General features: G+C 68.8%; 13 protein-coding genes. 7 read left to right on the forward strand and 6 right to left on the reverse strand.

The genetic code is table 11. The features are described 5' to 3' along the window. Window positions 1–8 precede the first annotated feature (8 nt). Both IQ216_RS04700 and IQ216_RS04705 read right to left on the reverse strand, forming a co-directional pair. Window positions 9–617, reverse strand: a complete 609-nt coding sequence (locus IQ216_RS04700; protein WP_186697850.1) for an alpha/beta hydrolase — start codon at window positions 615–617, stop codon at window positions 9–11. Between the two features lie 36 nt (window positions 618–653). Further along, entirely contained in the window at window positions 654–2,615 is a 1,962-nt protein-coding gene (locus IQ216_RS04705) for an AarF/ABC1/UbiB kinase family protein (protein ID WP_193814553.1), read from the reverse strand. Between the two features lie 234 nt (window positions 2,616–2,849). On the opposite strand from IQ216_RS04705, the gene recN reads away from it, so the two are divergent. From recN to IQ216_RS04735, 6 genes are all read left to right on the forward strand, one after another. Beyond that, a complete protein-coding gene (gene recN, locus IQ216_RS04710; protein ID WP_193814545.1) occupies window positions 2,850–4,562 on the forward strand; it encodes a DNA repair protein RecN in 1,713 nt (570 codons plus the stop codon). Window positions 4,563–4,624: 62 nt separating this feature from the next. Beyond that, the gene (locus IQ216_RS04715) at window positions 4,625–5,569 is read left to right on the forward strand and encodes an oxidoreductase (protein WP_193814546.1); all 945 of its coding nucleotides are present in this window, start codon (window positions 4,625–4,627) and stop codon (window positions 5,567–5,569) included. 14 nt (window positions 5,570–5,583) lie between these two features. After that, a complete protein-coding gene (locus IQ216_RS04720; protein WP_193814547.1) occupies window positions 5,584–6,105 on the forward strand; it encodes a rhodanese-like domain-containing protein in 522 nt (173 codons plus the stop codon). 60 nt (window positions 6,106–6,165) lie between these two features. Next, on the forward strand, window positions 6,166–9,147 hold the full coding sequence (gene uvrA, locus IQ216_RS04725) for an excinuclease ABC subunit UvrA (protein WP_228007143.1): 2,982 nt from the start codon (window positions 6,166–6,168) through the stop codon (window positions 9,145–9,147). Between the two features lie 136 nt (window positions 9,148–9,283). Continuing rightward, window positions 9,284–9,643, forward strand: coding sequence for a hypothetical protein (locus IQ216_RS04730; protein ID WP_186697843.1), 360 nt, complete (start codon window positions 9,284–9,286; stop codon window positions 9,641–9,643). Window positions 9,644–9,760: 117 nt separating this feature from the next. Beyond that, the gene (locus tag IQ216_RS04735) at window positions 9,761–11,233 is read left to right on the forward strand and encodes an alpha/beta fold hydrolase (protein ID WP_193814548.1); all 1,473 of its coding nucleotides are present in this window, start codon (window positions 9,761–9,763) and stop codon (window positions 11,231–11,233) included. A 30-nt stretch (window positions 11,234–11,263) separates the two neighbouring features. Here the strand turns inward: IQ216_RS04735 and IQ216_RS04740 are convergent, their stop codons facing one another. Both IQ216_RS04740 and purT read right to left on the reverse strand, forming a co-directional pair. Continuing rightward, complete coding sequence (locus IQ216_RS04740; RefSeq protein ID WP_193814549.1) at window positions 11,264–12,331, reverse strand: LCP family protein; 1,068 nt, start codon at window positions 12,329–12,331, stop codon at window positions 11,264–11,266. Between the two features lie 50 nt (window positions 12,332–12,381). Further along, window positions 12,382–13,578 (reverse strand): formate-dependent phosphoribosylglycinamide formyltransferase, encoded by a 1,197-nt coding sequence (gene purT, locus IQ216_RS04745; RefSeq protein ID WP_193814550.1) that lies wholly within the window; start codon window positions 13,576–13,578, stop codon window positions 12,382–12,384. 89 nt (window positions 13,579–13,667) lie between these two features. Here purT and IQ216_RS04750 point away from each other — a divergent pair, with 89 nt between their 5' ends. Continuing rightward, window positions 13,668–13,829, forward strand: a complete 162-nt coding sequence (locus tag IQ216_RS04750) for a cytochrome B6 (RefSeq protein WP_186697835.1) — start codon at window positions 13,668–13,670, stop codon at window positions 13,827–13,829. Between the two features lie 11 nt (window positions 13,830–13,840). Here IQ216_RS04750 and IQ216_RS04755 read toward each other — a convergent pair whose 3' ends face one another. Together IQ216_RS04755 and mraY are read right to left on the reverse strand one after the other, a co-directional pair. Then, window positions 13,841–14,104, reverse strand: coding sequence for a hypothetical protein (locus IQ216_RS04755; protein ID WP_193814551.1), 264 nt, complete (start codon window positions 14,102–14,104; stop codon window positions 13,841–13,843). A gap of 37 nt (window positions 14,105–14,141) precedes the next feature. Next, window positions 14,142–14,931 (reverse strand): phospho-N-acetylmuramoyl-pentapeptide-transferase (mraY, locus tag IQ216_RS04760; protein ID WP_193814552.1); only part of this gene is annotated, 790 nt, incomplete at its 5' end.

The following is a 14,931-nucleotide window of genomic DNA, read 5'->3' on the forward strand; positions in this document are numbered from 1 at the left end:
GGCTGAATCTACGGCTCAGATGTGGGTGCCGGAGCGCTGCCTTCCGCTGCAGGGGCGTTGTTGCGCAGGCCGTCCAGGGGGGATTCGGAGAAGAAGCGCACCAGCTCGGTGATCGAGCTGGCCTTCTCCATCACGGCCAGCAGGGCAGGAATGTTCACCTGCAGCTCCTGGGTGGGATAGGCCTCCAGGAAGGAGATGGCGGAGATGGAGCCATCACCATTGGCCAACCCCAGGATCAGGGCGGAGCGCAGGGCGGGAATCCCCTGGTTGGCGGCGCGCAGCGGAAACACCACCTGGGCCAGGCGCTCCAGCAGGGCCTCGCCGATGCGGGTGTTGAGCAGCCGGCTCACCAGGGTGATCGGCAGCGGCAGCGACTGGTTCAGCAGGGTCGCGACCTGTTCGGGGTTCTGGTTGCTGAAGCGCAGCACGTCGGCGAGCAGGCCTCTGGCCTCTCCGGTGCTGGCCAGGTGCTGCAGATCAGCCACCGGCAGGGAGCGTCGGAAGGCGCCGCTCACAAAGACGATGTTCTCAGCCGCCAGCAGGGCTGGGGACGACAGGCTCAGGCCCAGGCCCAGCAGGGCACCCAGAAGCCTTTGGCGAAGTGCTCTTGATGGCATGGCCCCAGCGTAGGAGTCAGGGCAACTGCGGTCAGCTCAGGCCATTTTCAGCGGAGCGGCCTGGGGCCTGGTGCGGCCTGGCAGGCCGGGAGGCACCATCACGTCGCGCACCAGCCTCACCACGCCCCGCTCCGCCAGCCCTCGGGCCACATCCAGGCCCATGCGCCGCAGCTCAGGCTCGCCCAGCACTCTGGGCAGGCGCTTCAGCAGCAGCTGGGGTTCGAAGCCGGGAACGGATTGCAGGATCGCCGCCAACTGACGCACCGGCTCAAGGTCGAGCAGGGGTTCCTCCGCCGTGGGGCTGAGCCGCTCTCGCACCCCGGGCGGTTGAAACCGGGGGGGCAGCCGCTGGCCCAGCCGCAGGGTGGCCTGCCAGGCCAGGCCATCGATGCGCTGCACGACGGCATCCACCAGTTGCTGGCGCAGCAGGCCGCCATGGGGTGAGAACAGAAAGTCGAGCACCTGATCGATCAGGCCGTCGAGATCGAGGCTGGCTCCCCGCGAGGCGCTGGCGATGAGATTGTCGAGCCGTTGCCAGCGGAAGATGTCACCATCGAAGAGCATCTCCTTGAGGCTGCTGCGCAGCTGGGGATCGGGATCCTCCATCAGCCGCCGGGCGAAGTAGGGGTAGGCGGCACCGAGAATTTTGAAGTCGGAATCCACGCTCAGAGCGATGCCTTCAAGGGTCACCAGCGAGCGGATGATCAGGGCGTAGTAGGGAGGAACCCGAAACGGGAACTTGTACATCACACCGGAGAGATCGTCGGTGACAGCCTTGAAATCCATACGGCTGACTCCCATCTCAATCGCCTGGCCGAACACGCCCTCAAAGGCGGGCACAATAGGCTCGAGATTGACATCCTCAGCCAGAAAACCAAGGCTGACAAAATCCTGGGAGAGCTTGCCGAAGTTTCGATTCACAAGATGCACCACGGCCTGAATCAGGCCGGTTCGAGCTTCCCGACTCACCGAACTCATCATGCCGAAATCCAGGTAGGCGAGGCGCCCGTCCGCCAGGGCCAACAGGTTGCCGGGATGGGGATCAGCGTGGAAGAAACCATGCTCCAGCAACTGCTGCAAGCTGCAGTTCACACCCACCTCAACCATGTCATCGGGGTCCATGCCGATGCTGCGCACCGCCTCCAGGTTGGTGAGCTTCACGCCGTCGATCCACTCCATCGTGAGCACCCTGCGGCTGGTGGCCTGGTGGTAGATGCGGGGTACTGCGATACGCGGATTGTGACGATGGAGCTTGGCGAAGCGCTCGGCATTGCTGGCTTCATTGCAGTAATCCATTTCCTCGAACACCCGCTGCCCGAGCTCGTCGATCAAGGCCACCAGATCGCTGCGGATCAGACCCACATTGCGGTTGATCCAGGCGGCAATATTGCGCACGATGTAGAGATCGAGCGTGATTTGCTCCCGCAGTCCAGGACGCTGCACTTTCACGGCCACGCGCTCACCGCTGTGCAGGGTGCCGCGGTGCACCTGGCCCAGGGACGCCGCCGAGATCGGCTCCCGTTCCAGCTGGGCGTAGATGGTGTGCACAGGAGCGCGGAGGTCGTCCTCGATGCAGGCCATGGCCAGGGCCGAGTCAAAGCCGGGCAGCTGATCCTGGAGCTGGGCCAGCTCCTCGAGCAACAGCGGCGGCACGATGTCGGGCCGGGTGGAGAGGGCCTGGCCGGCCTTGATGAAGGCTGGCCCCAGGGAGGCGATCAGGTCGGCGGCTTCACTGGCTCGGGAGCGGGCCACCTCAAGATTCCTCAGCCGTCCCAGCAGCCAGTCGATCCCCACCCCGGCCAGAAACAGGCCGATGGGCACAAGCGTCTGCAGCAGGCGCCGGATCAGCCGCTGGGGATGGCCGGCGTAGATGCGGCTGATCGTGGCCGGGTCGTAGGTGAGGAGCCCGGCGGCCTCGATGAAATCGCTGAGCTCGCCCGTGGATGCCGCCAGCCCCTCCGGGCCCGGTTCCGGGTCGGCCTGCACCGCCTGGCGCATGGCCGCTGCCGCCTGTTCGATGGCGGTGGGGGCAGGGCTGACCTCCGGGGCAGGGCCCGGTGGATCCGGCCGCACGCTCACCGGCTCGGTAGGCCCTTGCACCGTGTCCGGGCGACTGCTCACCATGGCCGCCGACTGCCGCGAATTCTGTCCCCCTTCTAAAGCACTGAACCAGCCGCTACGGTCGAGGCCTTCACTGGGTGCCGGCTCTTCGGTGCCATCCACGGAGGCTGCGTGCTCACGGCCCTGCGCCTGGAGAACATCGCCCTGATTGAGCAGCTCGAGCTTGGCTTCAGCTCCGGCCTCACCGTGCTCACCGGTGAAACCGGTGCCGGCAAGTCGATTCTGCTCGATGCCCTCGATGCCCTGCTGGGGGGTTCCCCTGGCGGCTCGGCCACGCGGCTGCTGCGCTCCGGCTCGACCCGGGCCCGCATCGAGGCCTGCTTTTCACTCTCCCCTCCCCTCGAGCTCTGGCTGGCGGCCCAGGAGCTGGAGGAGGCCGACGAGGACGAGATCGTGCTGGCCAGAGAGTGGCGCTGGAGCGAGGGGAGGCTCAGCAGCCGCCACCGGCTCAACGGTGTGGCCATCAACCGCTCCCAGTTGCAGGAGCTGCGCCCCCTGCTGCTCGACCTCACCGTGCAGGGCCAGACCCAGCAGCTGGCCCGTCCTGGTCAGCAACGGCGCTGGCTCGACCGTTTCGGCGGCCGGAGCCTGCAGCAGACCCTGGCGGCCGCAGCCACGGCCTGGCGTGACTGGAAGCAGGCCCTCGCGGCCCTGGAGCAGGCGCGGCAGGCCGCCGAGCAGCAGCAGCAACAGCGAGCGGGCCAGCAGGCGTGCCTGGCCGAGCTGGAGGCGGCTGGCCTCGAGGATCCAACCGAGCGCCAGAGCCTCGAGAGGGAACAGGACCGACTGGCCCATGGGGTGCGGCTGCAGGAGGGCGTGATGACCCTGCTGGGCCGGCTGCTCGAGGGCGCTGAGGGCGCCCCCTCCGTGCTGGATCACCTGGCGGCCTGTGAGCCGGAGTGGCAGGCGATGGAGCAGTGCGATGGCTCTCTCGCCGAGCTGCGCGGCCGGGCGGCGGAGCTGCTGCTGCTCACCCAGGAGCTGGTGCGTGACCTCGATCGCTATGGCGGTTTGCTGGAGAGTGATCCGGCCAGCCTGGCCACCCTCCAGAGCCGCATCCACGCGCTCAAGAGTCTCGAACGCCGCCATGGGCAGGATTTGGAGGGATTGATCGCCCTGCGCGATCGCCTGGGCGAACTGCTCTCCCCCTCGGGCCGGGGCAGCTCCCTGGAGGCGTTGGAGGCCCGGGAGCTGGAGGCGCGCCGCTGCCGCGATGCCGCCCACCGGGTGCTGAGCGAGGAACGGCGCCGGGCTGCGGCCAGCCTCGATGGCGAGATGCTCGAGGCCCTGCGGCCGATGGGGCTGGCCAACGTGCGCTTCAGCGCGGCGATTGAGGCCGCCGAACCCGGTGAGGCCGGTGCCGACCGCGTGCAGTTTCTGTTCTCTGCCAACCCGGGCCAGCCTCTGGCACCCCTGGCGGAGGTGGCCTCCGGGGGGGAGATGAGTCGTTTTCTGCTGGCGCTCAAAACCTGCCTGGCGGCGGCCGATGCCCACGTCACCCTGCTGTTCGATGAGATCGACAGCGGCGTCAGCGGCCGGGTCAGCGGTGCCATGGCCTCCCTGCTGCGGCGCCTGGCCCGCCAGCGGCAGGTGTTCTGCGTCACCCACCAACCCCTGGTCGCAGCGGCTGCAGACCACCACTTCCAGGTGTCCAAGGAGGTGGTGGCCGGCATGACCCACACCCGGGTGTCCCCCCTGCGGGACACTCAGGCCCGCCAGGCGGAACTGGCGGAACTGGCCGGCGGGGAGGGCGGTGAGGCCCGCAGTTACGCGGCGAGCCTGCTGCAGCAAGGCAGTGCCGCGCAGCGCGGCAGCGAAGGCTGAGGSCCCGRGTCGSCGCCCGCCTCTGGAAATTCTTTACATTTGTGCTTTGCCCGCCGGCCCCCATGCCCTGGACCGCCACTGACATCCCGGACCAGTCGGGTCGCGTTGCCCTGGTGACGGGTGCCAGCAGTGGCCTGGGCCTGGAGACGGCCCGGGCCCTGCTGGCCCGGGGGGCTCTGGTGGTGCTCGGTTGCCGTTCCAGTGCCCGGGCCGAGCGCGCCCGGCAGGAGTTGCTGCCCGCGGTGGCCGAGGGCGGGGCCGTGGACGTGCTCTGCCTTGACCTTGCCGATCTGCACGCCGTGGCCGCGGCGGCTGAGCAGCTGGGCGAGCGCTACGGCCGCCTGGATCTGCTGATCAACAACGCTGGCGTGATGGGCCTGCCCCGCAGCCTCAGCCACGATGGCTTCGAGCTCCACTTCGGCACCAATCACCTCGGCCACTTCGCCCTCACCCAGAGGCTGCTGCCGCTGATGCGGGCCCAGCGGGATGCCCGGGTGGTCACGGTCACCTCCGGTGCCCAGTACTTCGGTCGCATCGCCTTCGACGACCTGCAGGGCGAGCAGCACTACGACCGCTGGCAGGCCTACGGCCAGAGCAAGCTCGCCAACGTGATGTTTGCCCTCGAACTGCAGCAGCGGCTTGAGGCGGAGGGCTCGGAGGTGATCTCCCTGGCGGCCCACCCCGGCGTGGCCCGCACCAATCTGCAGCCTGCCTCGGTGGCGGCCAGTGGCTCGCTGATCGAGCCGCTGGCCTACCGGCTGATGGGCCCCCTGTTCCAGAGTGCGGCCATGGGCGCCCTCCCCCAGCTCTACGCCGCCACCGCGGCCGACGCCAGCCCTGGCGGCCACTACGGCCCCGACCAGTGGGGCGGCATGCGGGGCTGGCCCACGGCGGTTCGGGTGGCCCCGGCCGCCCTCGACGCCAGCCAGCGGCAGCGGCTGTGGCAGCGCAGCGAGGAGCTGGTGGCGGAGGTGATGCAGCGCAGTCCCGTCGTGGCCGCCACCTGAACCGGAGCTCCCCCATGGCACGCCTCGACCTGCTGGCCCCGGCCCTGGCGGCGTTGAGCGTGCTGGTGCTGGCCGGCTGCGGCCACGATGCCCGCCAGGCCCTCAGCCTTGAGGGTCGCTACCAGAGCCTGCGCCTGATGCAGTTTGCCGGCGTGCCTGACATCACCCCCGCCCAGGTGCAGGAGTGGCGCGCTGCAGGACGCCCCCTGGTGCTGGTGGATGTACGCGAACCGAGGGAGCGCAAGGTGTCCACCCTGCCCGGCGCCATCAGCCAGGAGGAGTTCGAGGCCAACCCCCAGCGCCACCGCTCCAGCCTGGTGGTGCCCTATTGCACGATCGGGCTGCGCAGTGGTCTGTACGGCCAGCAGCTGCAACAGCAGGGCTTCCAGGTGCGCAACCTGGCCGGCAGTGCCATGGCCTGGGCCCACGCCGAGCTGCTGTTCGAGCATCAGGGCCAGCCGACCCGGCGCCTGCACGTCTACAGCCCCGACTGGAACATGCTGCCCCGGGGCTACGAAGCGGTGGCTGACCGCTGAGGCCGCCGGCGTTGCGGCGAGGGCGTCGCTTCTAGAATCCGACGTTCTCCAGGCTGCCGCATGCCCCGTGCCAAGAGTGCCGCTACGGCCACCAAGCTGAACGAGAAGGCCGCACTCCAGGCGCTTCAGGGCGGCGGCACTCTGGAGGATGTGATCCGGGTGCGGGGCGCCCGCCAGCACAACCTCCGCAACGTCGATCTCACCATCCCGCGCAACCGCCTGGTGGTGTTCACCGGCGTGAGCGGCAGCGGCAAGAGCTCCCTGGCCTTCGACACGATCTTCGCCGAGGGCCAGCGCCGCTACGTGGAGAGCCTCTCCGCCTATGCACGCCAGTTCCTGGGCCAGGTGGACAAGCCCGATGTGGATGCCATCGAGGGCCTGTCACCGGCGATCTCGATCGACCAGAAATCCACCAGCCACAACCCCCGCTCCACGGTGGGCACGGTCACCGAGATCCAGGACTACCTGCGTCTGCTCTACGGCCGCGCCGGCGAACCCCACTGCCCGGAGTGCGACCGCTCGATCCGGCCTCAGTCGATCGACGAGATGGTGGACCAGATCCTGGCCCTGCCTGAAGGCACCCGCTACCAGCTGCTGGCGCCGGTGGTGCGGGGCAAGAAGGGCACCCACGTGAAGTTGCTGGGCGGTCTGGTGGCCGAGGGCTTTGCCCGGGTGCGCATCAACGGCGAAGTGCGCGAGCTGGCCGACAACATCGAGCTCGACAAGAACCACGCCCATCACATCGAGGTGGTGGTGGATCGCCTGGTGGCCCGCGAGGGCATCGAGGAGCGGCTCAACGACTCCCTGCGCACGGCCCTCAAGCGCGGCGATGGTCTGGCCCTGGTGGAGGTGGTGCCCAAGACCGGGGAGGAGCTGCCGGATGGGGTGGAGAGGGAACGGCTCTACTCGGAGAACTTCGCCTGCCCGGTGCACGGCGCCGTGATTGAGGAGCTCTCACCGCGGCTGTTCTCCTTCAACAGCCCCTATGGCGCCTGCCCCGACTGCCACGGCAKCGGCCATCTGCGCACGTTCACGGCCCAGCGGGTGATTCCCGATCCCTCCCTGCCGGTGTATGCCGCCGTGGCCCCCTGGGCCGAGAAGGACAACGCCTATTACTTCTCCCTGCTCTACTCCGTGGGGGAGGCCTTCGGCTTCGAGATCAAGACCCCCTGGAACCAGCTCAGCGAGGAGCAGCAGACGGTGCTGCTGCACGGCTCAAAGGAGCCGATTGCCATCCAGGCGGACAGCCGCTACCGCAAGGCCCAGGCCTATGAGCGGCCGTTCGAGGGGATCCTGCCGATCCTGGAGCGCCAGCTGCGTGACGCCAGCGGTGAGGCGGTGCGCCAGAAGCTGGAGAAATTCCTGGAACTGGTGCCCTGCGCCAGTTGCCATGGTCTGCGCCTGAAGCCCGAGGCCCTGGCGGTGAGGGTGGGGCCGTTCCGGATCCATGAGCTCACCAGCAGCAGCGTGGGGGAGAGCCTGCGCCGCATCGAGCAGCTGATGGGCGTTGGTGAGAGCGAGGGGGCGGAGCCGCTGCTCAGTCCGCGGCAGATCCAGATCGGCGATCTGGTGCTGCGGGAGATCCGCATGCGGCTGAAGTTCCTGCTCGATGTGGGGCTCGACTACCTCAGCCTCGATCGCCCGGCCATGACCCTCTCCGGGGGCGAGGCCCAGCGGATCCGTCTGGCCACCCAGATCGGTGCCGGTCTCACCGGGGTGCTCTATGTGCTGGATGAGCCCAGCATCGGCCTGCACCAACGGGACAACGACCGCCTGCTGGCCACCCTGCTGAAGCTGCGCGACCTCGGCAACACCCTGATCGTGGTGGAGCACGACGAGGACACGATCCGTGCCGCTGACCACCTCGTGGACATCGGCCCCGGCGCCGGTGTCCACGGCGGCAGGATCGTGGCGGAAGGCCAGCTCCAGGACCTGCTGGAGGCCCCCGATTCCCTCACCGGGGCCTACCTCAGTGGGCGCCGCGCGATTCCCACACCTGCCGAGCGCCGCCAGGGGGGCTCCCGCCGCATCGCTCTGGTGGGCTGCGAGCGCAACAACCTCGATGGTTTTTCCGTGGATGTGCCCCTGGGCCGGCTGGTGTGCGTCACCGGCGTGAGTGGCAGCGGCAAGAGCACCCTGGTGAACGAGCTGCTGCACCCCGCCCTGGAGCACAAGCTCGGCCTCAAGGTGCCGTTCCCCGCCGGCCTGGCCGAGTTGCGGGGCATCAAGGCGATCGACAAGGTGATCGTGATCGACCAGAGCCCGATCGGCCGCACGCCCCGCTCCAACCCGGCGACGTACACGGGCGCCTTCGATCCGATCCGCCAGGTGTTCGCCGCCACCGTGGAGGCCAAGGCCCGCGGCTATCAGGTGGGTCAGTTCAGCTTCAACGTCAAGGGTGGCCGCTGCGAGGCCTGCAGCGGCCAAGGTGTGAACGTGATCGAGATGAACTTCCTGCCTGATGTCTATGTGCAGTGCGACGTGTGCAAGGGCGCCCGCTACAACCGCGAGACCCTGCAGGTGACGTACAAGGGCCACACCATCGCCGAGGTGCTGCAGATGACGGTGGAGCAGGCCGCCGAGGTGTTCAGTGCCATCCCCCAGGCGGCCGATCGCCTGCGCACCCTGGTGGATGTGGGCCTGGGCTACGTGAAGCTGGGGCAGCCGGCCCCGACCCTTTCAGGGGGCGAGGCCCAGCGGGTGAAGCTGGCCACCGAGCTCTCGCGGCGGGCCACCGGCAAGACCCTCTATCTGATCGATGAGCCCACCACGGGTCTCAGCTTCTACGACGTGCACAAGCTGATGGAGGTGATGCAGCGGCTGGTGGACAAGGGCAACTCGATCCTGGTGATCGAGCACAACCTCGATGTGATCCGCTGCGCCGACTGGGTGATCGACCTCGGCCCAGAAGGCGGCGACCGCGGTGGCTCCATCGTGGCGTGCGGCACCCCGGAGCAGGTGGCGGAGCACCCCACCAGTCACACGGGGCACTACCTGCGCCATGTGCTGGCCCAGCATCCAGCCGAGGCCAGGGCGGCGTGAGCCGGGGCTGCCTGAGCCAGCCCCCGCTCAGTCAGCCCCGCTGCCACCACCAGATCTGTGGCAGGGTCAGGCCGCCTTCCCCACGGGTAGTGGTTTCCCCTAGGCTGGAGAGGATCACAAGTCGAGTCGATCAGCCATGCGCGCTCTGGTCAGATCACTGGCCGACAGCCTGATTCTCGATGCCCAGGCTGAGCTGCAACCGGCCCCCTGGGTCTACACCGCAGCGATACGCTCCTCTGCCGATCTGGTGGCCTCCCTCACTGGTATCGCCTGCCTGGCCCGTGAGCTCGGCTTCACCCGGGATCCGGAAACCCTCTACGCCGACGATGGCTGCAGTGCCAGCTACCACGTGGACCATGCCCAGCAGGCGATCAGTCTCGCGGTGACCTGCCATCCCCTGCGTGAGACCGTGTCCCTCGCTCTCAGCGGCGTCAGCCGCGACGACACCTATGCGAGTTTCCAGCAGGTGGAAGCGACCCTGTTCGGTTGCTGCTGAGGGGCTGCGGGAACGGCTCCCCAGGAGAGGATCGGCGAGGATGCTGCCTCCTGAACAGCATCAGGACTCCATCCAGCCCACCCTCAGGAATCATCTGACGGCTCCCCCCACCCCACGATGTTGCGCCGTTTTCTGCCAGCCCTTGCCTCCCTCCCCCTGCTGCTCGGGGCAGCCCCCGCCAGGGCCATCGACGAGGTGGTGCTGCAGCTGCCTTTGATCGACTTCGGTTTCACCGTGCGGCTCAGCGAATTCGAGAATCCAGAGCGTTTCTGGGCCGGCACCAGCGACCTGGCTGAACTGAACCGTGCCACCAATGGGGCCGTGGACAGGCAGATGCGGGCCATCTTCGACACGCCGTTGCCGGTGCAGACCCGCGACGTGGTGAGCCAGGCCGCCGGATCGCCCCTGCTTCAGCAGGTGTTGCTGGCAGCCTCGGCCCTCGGCCAGGTGGATGGACTGCCGCTCGACGCCTCCGGGGAGGAGCTCACCGAGGTGCTGAACCGGGCCAGCACCGACGGCCAGATCACCCTCTACACGCTGCTGCGGGCCATCCCCGGCGAGTCGGTCACCGTGGATCTCCCGGGCGCCGTGGCCAGTCTGCAGCGGCTGACCCGGCAGCAGAGCCAGGCCCGGGCCCTGGTGGAGAGCGTTCCACCGGCCAGCGTGGCGCCGGCACGCAGCGCCCCTGGATCCCGACCGGTGCGGCGCAGTGTGCGCACCATGGCCGCACCCCACCGCGACACGCCGCTGGAGGTGGTGCTCGTAGAGCCCAGCTCGGGGGCCAATGGCCGAGTGGTGGTGATCTCCCATGGCCTCTGGGACAGTCCTGAGGCCTTCGAGGGCTGGGCCTTCCATCTCGCCAGCCATGGCTACAGCGTGGCCCTGCCGAACCACCCCGGCAGCGACGCCACTCAGCAGAAGGCGATGCTCTCGGGCCAGACGCCCCCACCAGGGCCCGAAGAGCTGCGGCTGCGGCCCCTGGATGTCTCGGCGGTGATCGATGGCATGGAAGCCTCCAGGGTGGTGGTGCTGGGCCATTCCTGGGGGGCCACCACGGCCCTGCAGCTGGCCGGCACGCAACCCAGTTCCAGGTTGCTGCTGGAGCGCTGCGACGACCTCGGCGATCCGGACCGCAACATCAGCTGGGTGCTGCAGTGCAGCTTTCTCAGCTCCGCCGATCAGGCGAGTCTCGCGGATCCGCGGGTGATCGCGGTGATGGCGGTGAGTGCCCCCGCCAGCCTGCTCTTCGACTATGGCGCCGGGGCAGGGATGCAGGCCAGGGCCCTGGTGGTGACCGGCAGCCGTGACTGGGTGGTGCCGCCGGATCCGGAAGCACTGGATCTGGTCCCCCCGGTCCTGCGGTTCGGCCATCAGCTCGTGGCGGCCGACGGCGGCGATCACTTCAACCTGCGGGCTGAGGCTGGCGGCAACGGTGGTCCGCTGCGCGGCCTGGTGCTGGCCTGGAGCGATGCTGCCTTTGCGGCCGGTGCAGCGGCGAAGCCAGAGGTCCAGGCGCCCCCCCTGCTGGGGCCTGGAGGCTGGGGCAACACCGACATCCCGCTAATCCTGATGCCAACCCCCACCCCCTGAGGGGAGCCTGCTGGGCCCAGGCCGCGGAACCTAAAACGCAGGGTTGTCGTAGGCGCCCTGCCCGTTGGCGCTGCTGCGCTCTGAGAGGGTGTGGCTGGGGAAGTCGTCCAGGGTGTGGCTGGGCAAGTTGTCAACCGGGGCCGGGTAATTCACATTGCTATCGGGCATCCAGTAGCTCAGGTCGTTGTGCCAGAACAGGCGACCCGGCACCTGGGCTGAGGTCAGGCTTGGGGTGGCAGCCATGGCAGACACGAGCTGACCCATCTCGATCAGCGACAGGTCGGTCTGGATGTCATCGCCGGCGATCTCCGCCAGTTCCGGCACCCGGGAAAAGCCACTGGGTTGAATCAGCTTGCGAAACACCTCGGAGAGCACCAGTTTCTGCCGCTGCATCCGGCCCAGGTCGCCCAGTTCATCGTTCCGGTAGCGCAGGAAGCCCTCCAGGCTCTCGCCCCTGAGCAGCTGGGGTCCGGGATAGAGGTCGATGTAGAGGCCCTGGGCGTTGTCGATGTAGTACATCCGCTTGGGCACATCCACCTCGATGCCACCGAGCGCCTCGGCCAGGCGTTCCACGGCCCTCAGGTTCACCCGCAGGTAGCGCTGCACCGGGCGATCAAGCAGCCGCCCCAGCTCCCGCTTGGTGGTGTCGATGCCACCGAAGGCGTAGAGGGCGTTGGCCTTGATCACCCCCAGGTCCTCGGATTCCACGAAGGTGTCGCGAGGCACCTGGGTCAGCTGGGTGCTGTCATCCTTCACCTGCAGGATGAACATCACATCGGTGTTGTCGGCCACCCGGTCGGTGCCGAGCACCAACACCTGGCGGTTGCCATTGGCAAACGGGTTCACGATCGTGGCCAGCTGCTCCTTCGGAGCGTTCAGCCAGGGGCCCAGGGCCTGGCTCAGCAGCCCTGGCAGAGGTCCAGCCATCGCCACACCACAGGCGAGGCCCACGCTGAAGGGAATCAGCGGCAGCCTGCGGCGACGGCCAGGAGTGCCCTCCTTCGGCGTCCCAACGCCGCGGCTCCGCTGGCCAAGCACCGTGAGGCGGCCTGGTTCCCTGGCTTCGCTGTGTGGGGGAACCTGTTGGGCCTGGCTCATGATGCTCCTGTCGGGCGCACCATAAGGGGCCCAAGCCCGTTGCACCAGGGTCAGCCGGCCACAACGTTCACCTGGCTGGCGGCCCGGTCCGCGCCTTGGCGGGCCGCCTCCACACTGCTGCCGCGGGCCAGGGCCACCCCCATGCGGCGATGGGGACGCGCCGTGGGCTTGCCGAACAGCAGCACCTGGGTGCCTGGCTCCACCAGGGCTTGCGCCACTCCGGTGTAAGCCACGGCCTCCAGGTCGCGATCTGCCAGGATCACCCGGCTGGCCGCGGGCCCCAGGCTCTCGATCGCCGGGATCGGCAGCCCCAGCACGGCCCGCAGGTGCAGCTCGAATTCATTCAGGTTCTGCCCGATCAGGGTCACCAGGCCGGTGTCGTGGGGGCGGGGGGACAGCTCGGAGAACACCACCTCCACCTGTGCGGTGCCGTTCCCGTCCGCCTGGCGGCAGAGAAAGAACTCCACCCCGAACAGCCCGGCTCCCCCCAGGTTGTCGGTGACCCGCTGGGCCATGGCCGTCGCCTGGGCCAGGGCGCCTGCGCCGATGGCCGCGGGCTGCCAGCTGCACTGATAGTCGCCCCGTTCCTGGATGTGACCGATCGGAGGGCAGAACAGGGTGGGACCCTGCCACTGCTTCACGGTGAGCAGGGTGATCTCCAGCTCGAAGTGGAGAAACTCCTCCACGATCACCCTGGTGCCCGTGCCGCGTGCGCCGGCCTGGGCGGCGTCCCAGGCCGCCGCGATCTGCTCTGGCTCTCGCACCACGCTCTGCCCCTTGCCGGAGGAGCTCATCACCGGCTTCACCACCACGGGCCAGCCGAGCGGCTCGGCGGCGGCGGCCAGCTCCTCGGCGCTCTCGGCGTAGGCGAAGCGGGCCGTGCGCAGCCCCAGCTGCGTGGCGGCCAGATCGCGGATCCGGTCGCGGTTCATGGTSRWRRYCGWGGCCCTGGCCGTGGGAATCACGGTGATGCCCTCGGCCTCCAGCTCCGCCAGGGCGTCCACCGCCAGGGCCTCGATTTCCGGGATCACCAGATCCGGCCGGTGGGCGCGCACCACCCGGCGCAGGGCATCGGCGTCTGTCATCGCCACCACCTCGGCGTGGTCGGCCACCTGCATCGCCGGGGCGCCGGGATAGCGGTCCACCGCCACCACGCGGCAGCCCAGGCGCTGGGCCGCGATCGCCACCTCCTTGCCCAGTTCACCACTGCCGAGCAGCAGCACCGTGCGGGGGAAAGAGCTGGTCATGATCCTGCGGTGTGGGCTGGTGCCGATCCTCCCTTACCCGGCTGCCGCCCCCACCCTGCTAGAGAGAGCACCATCAGCGGCAGGGAGCCATGGGCAGCCTGATCGGATTCAGCACGGCGGCCGACACGGCTGATGGACTGGTGTTCGGCTGGGACATCACCACCTTCCAGAACGGTGCCCTGCTCTATCTGGGCCTGTCCTCCCTGGCCTTCGTGGTGGTGTGGGTGCTGGGCTACCTGCGCAGCCGCTGAATGGCTGTGGCTCAGGTGTCGTCGCCAGCGGCCTCCTCGCCGCTCCAGAGGGCAAGCTGGCGCACCGCCGGCTCTTCGCTCACAAAGCCATAGGCCTCAAACACGGCCGGATCGCTGTGGGTGATCCTCTGGCCTTCCGGCCCGAGCTGGAGGCAGAAGCCTTCGCGGGCCATGCGTCGCATCAGCAGGGCGGCCTCTTCGAAGCGGGCGGCCATCGCTTCGAGGCTGGCGCAGTCCGCCGTGAGACCACTCTCGTTCCAGATGAAATAGGCCATGCGACGGACGCCCGGGAAACAGCGGCATTCAGCGGGGTCAGGGCAGCAGCACCAGGGCCAAGACCACCAGTAGCAGGCTCGCGCCCCAGAAACGGATCACCACCTGCTCTTCCCCCAGCCCGCCCAGTTCGAAGTGGTGGTGCAGGGGAGCCATGCGCAACAGGCGTCGACCCTGGCCATCGGCACCCTTGGTGGCCTTGAACACCCACACCTGGGCGATCACCGAGAGCGATTCCGCCAGAAACACCCCTCCCATCAGCAGCAGGGGCCAGAGACTGTTGCTGAGCAGGGCGACGGCGCTGAGGGCCGCCCCCATGGCCAGGGAGCCGGTGTCGCCCATGAACAGCCTGGCCGGGTGGCGGTTGTGGGCGAGGAAGCCGAGCCAGCAGCCGGCCATGGCCACGCAGAAGGCCGCCAGCGCTGGATCCCCCTCGTGGCCGCGCAGCATCAGCTGCAGCCCCAGGCCGGTGAACACCACCGCACCGCAGCCGGCCGCCAGGCCGTCGAGGCCATCGGTGAGGTTCGTGGCGTTGCTCTCGGCCAGGAACACGAACAGGCCCAGGGGCCAGATCAGCAGCCCCAGGGGCAACAGCCAGCCCAGGGGCAGGGCCACGCTGATCGGCTCAGGGCCACCCAGCCACTGGCCCTGCCAGGTCCAGAGCAGGAACAGCACGGCCGCCCCCGCCTGGAGCAGCAGCTTCCCCCGGGGCTTGAGCCCGGTGTTGGTGCGGCGGGTGAGGCTGCGCCAGTCGTCGACCGCGCCGATCGCCATGTAGGCCAGGGTGATCGCCGCCACGGCCAGCAGGCGCGGATCGGCAGGGCTGATC

Origin of the sequence: Cyanobium sp. LEGE 06143 (genome assembly GCF_015207535.1) — a bacterium.
GTDB lineage: Bacteria > Cyanobacteriota > Cyanobacteriia > PCC-6307 > Cyanobiaceae > NIES-981.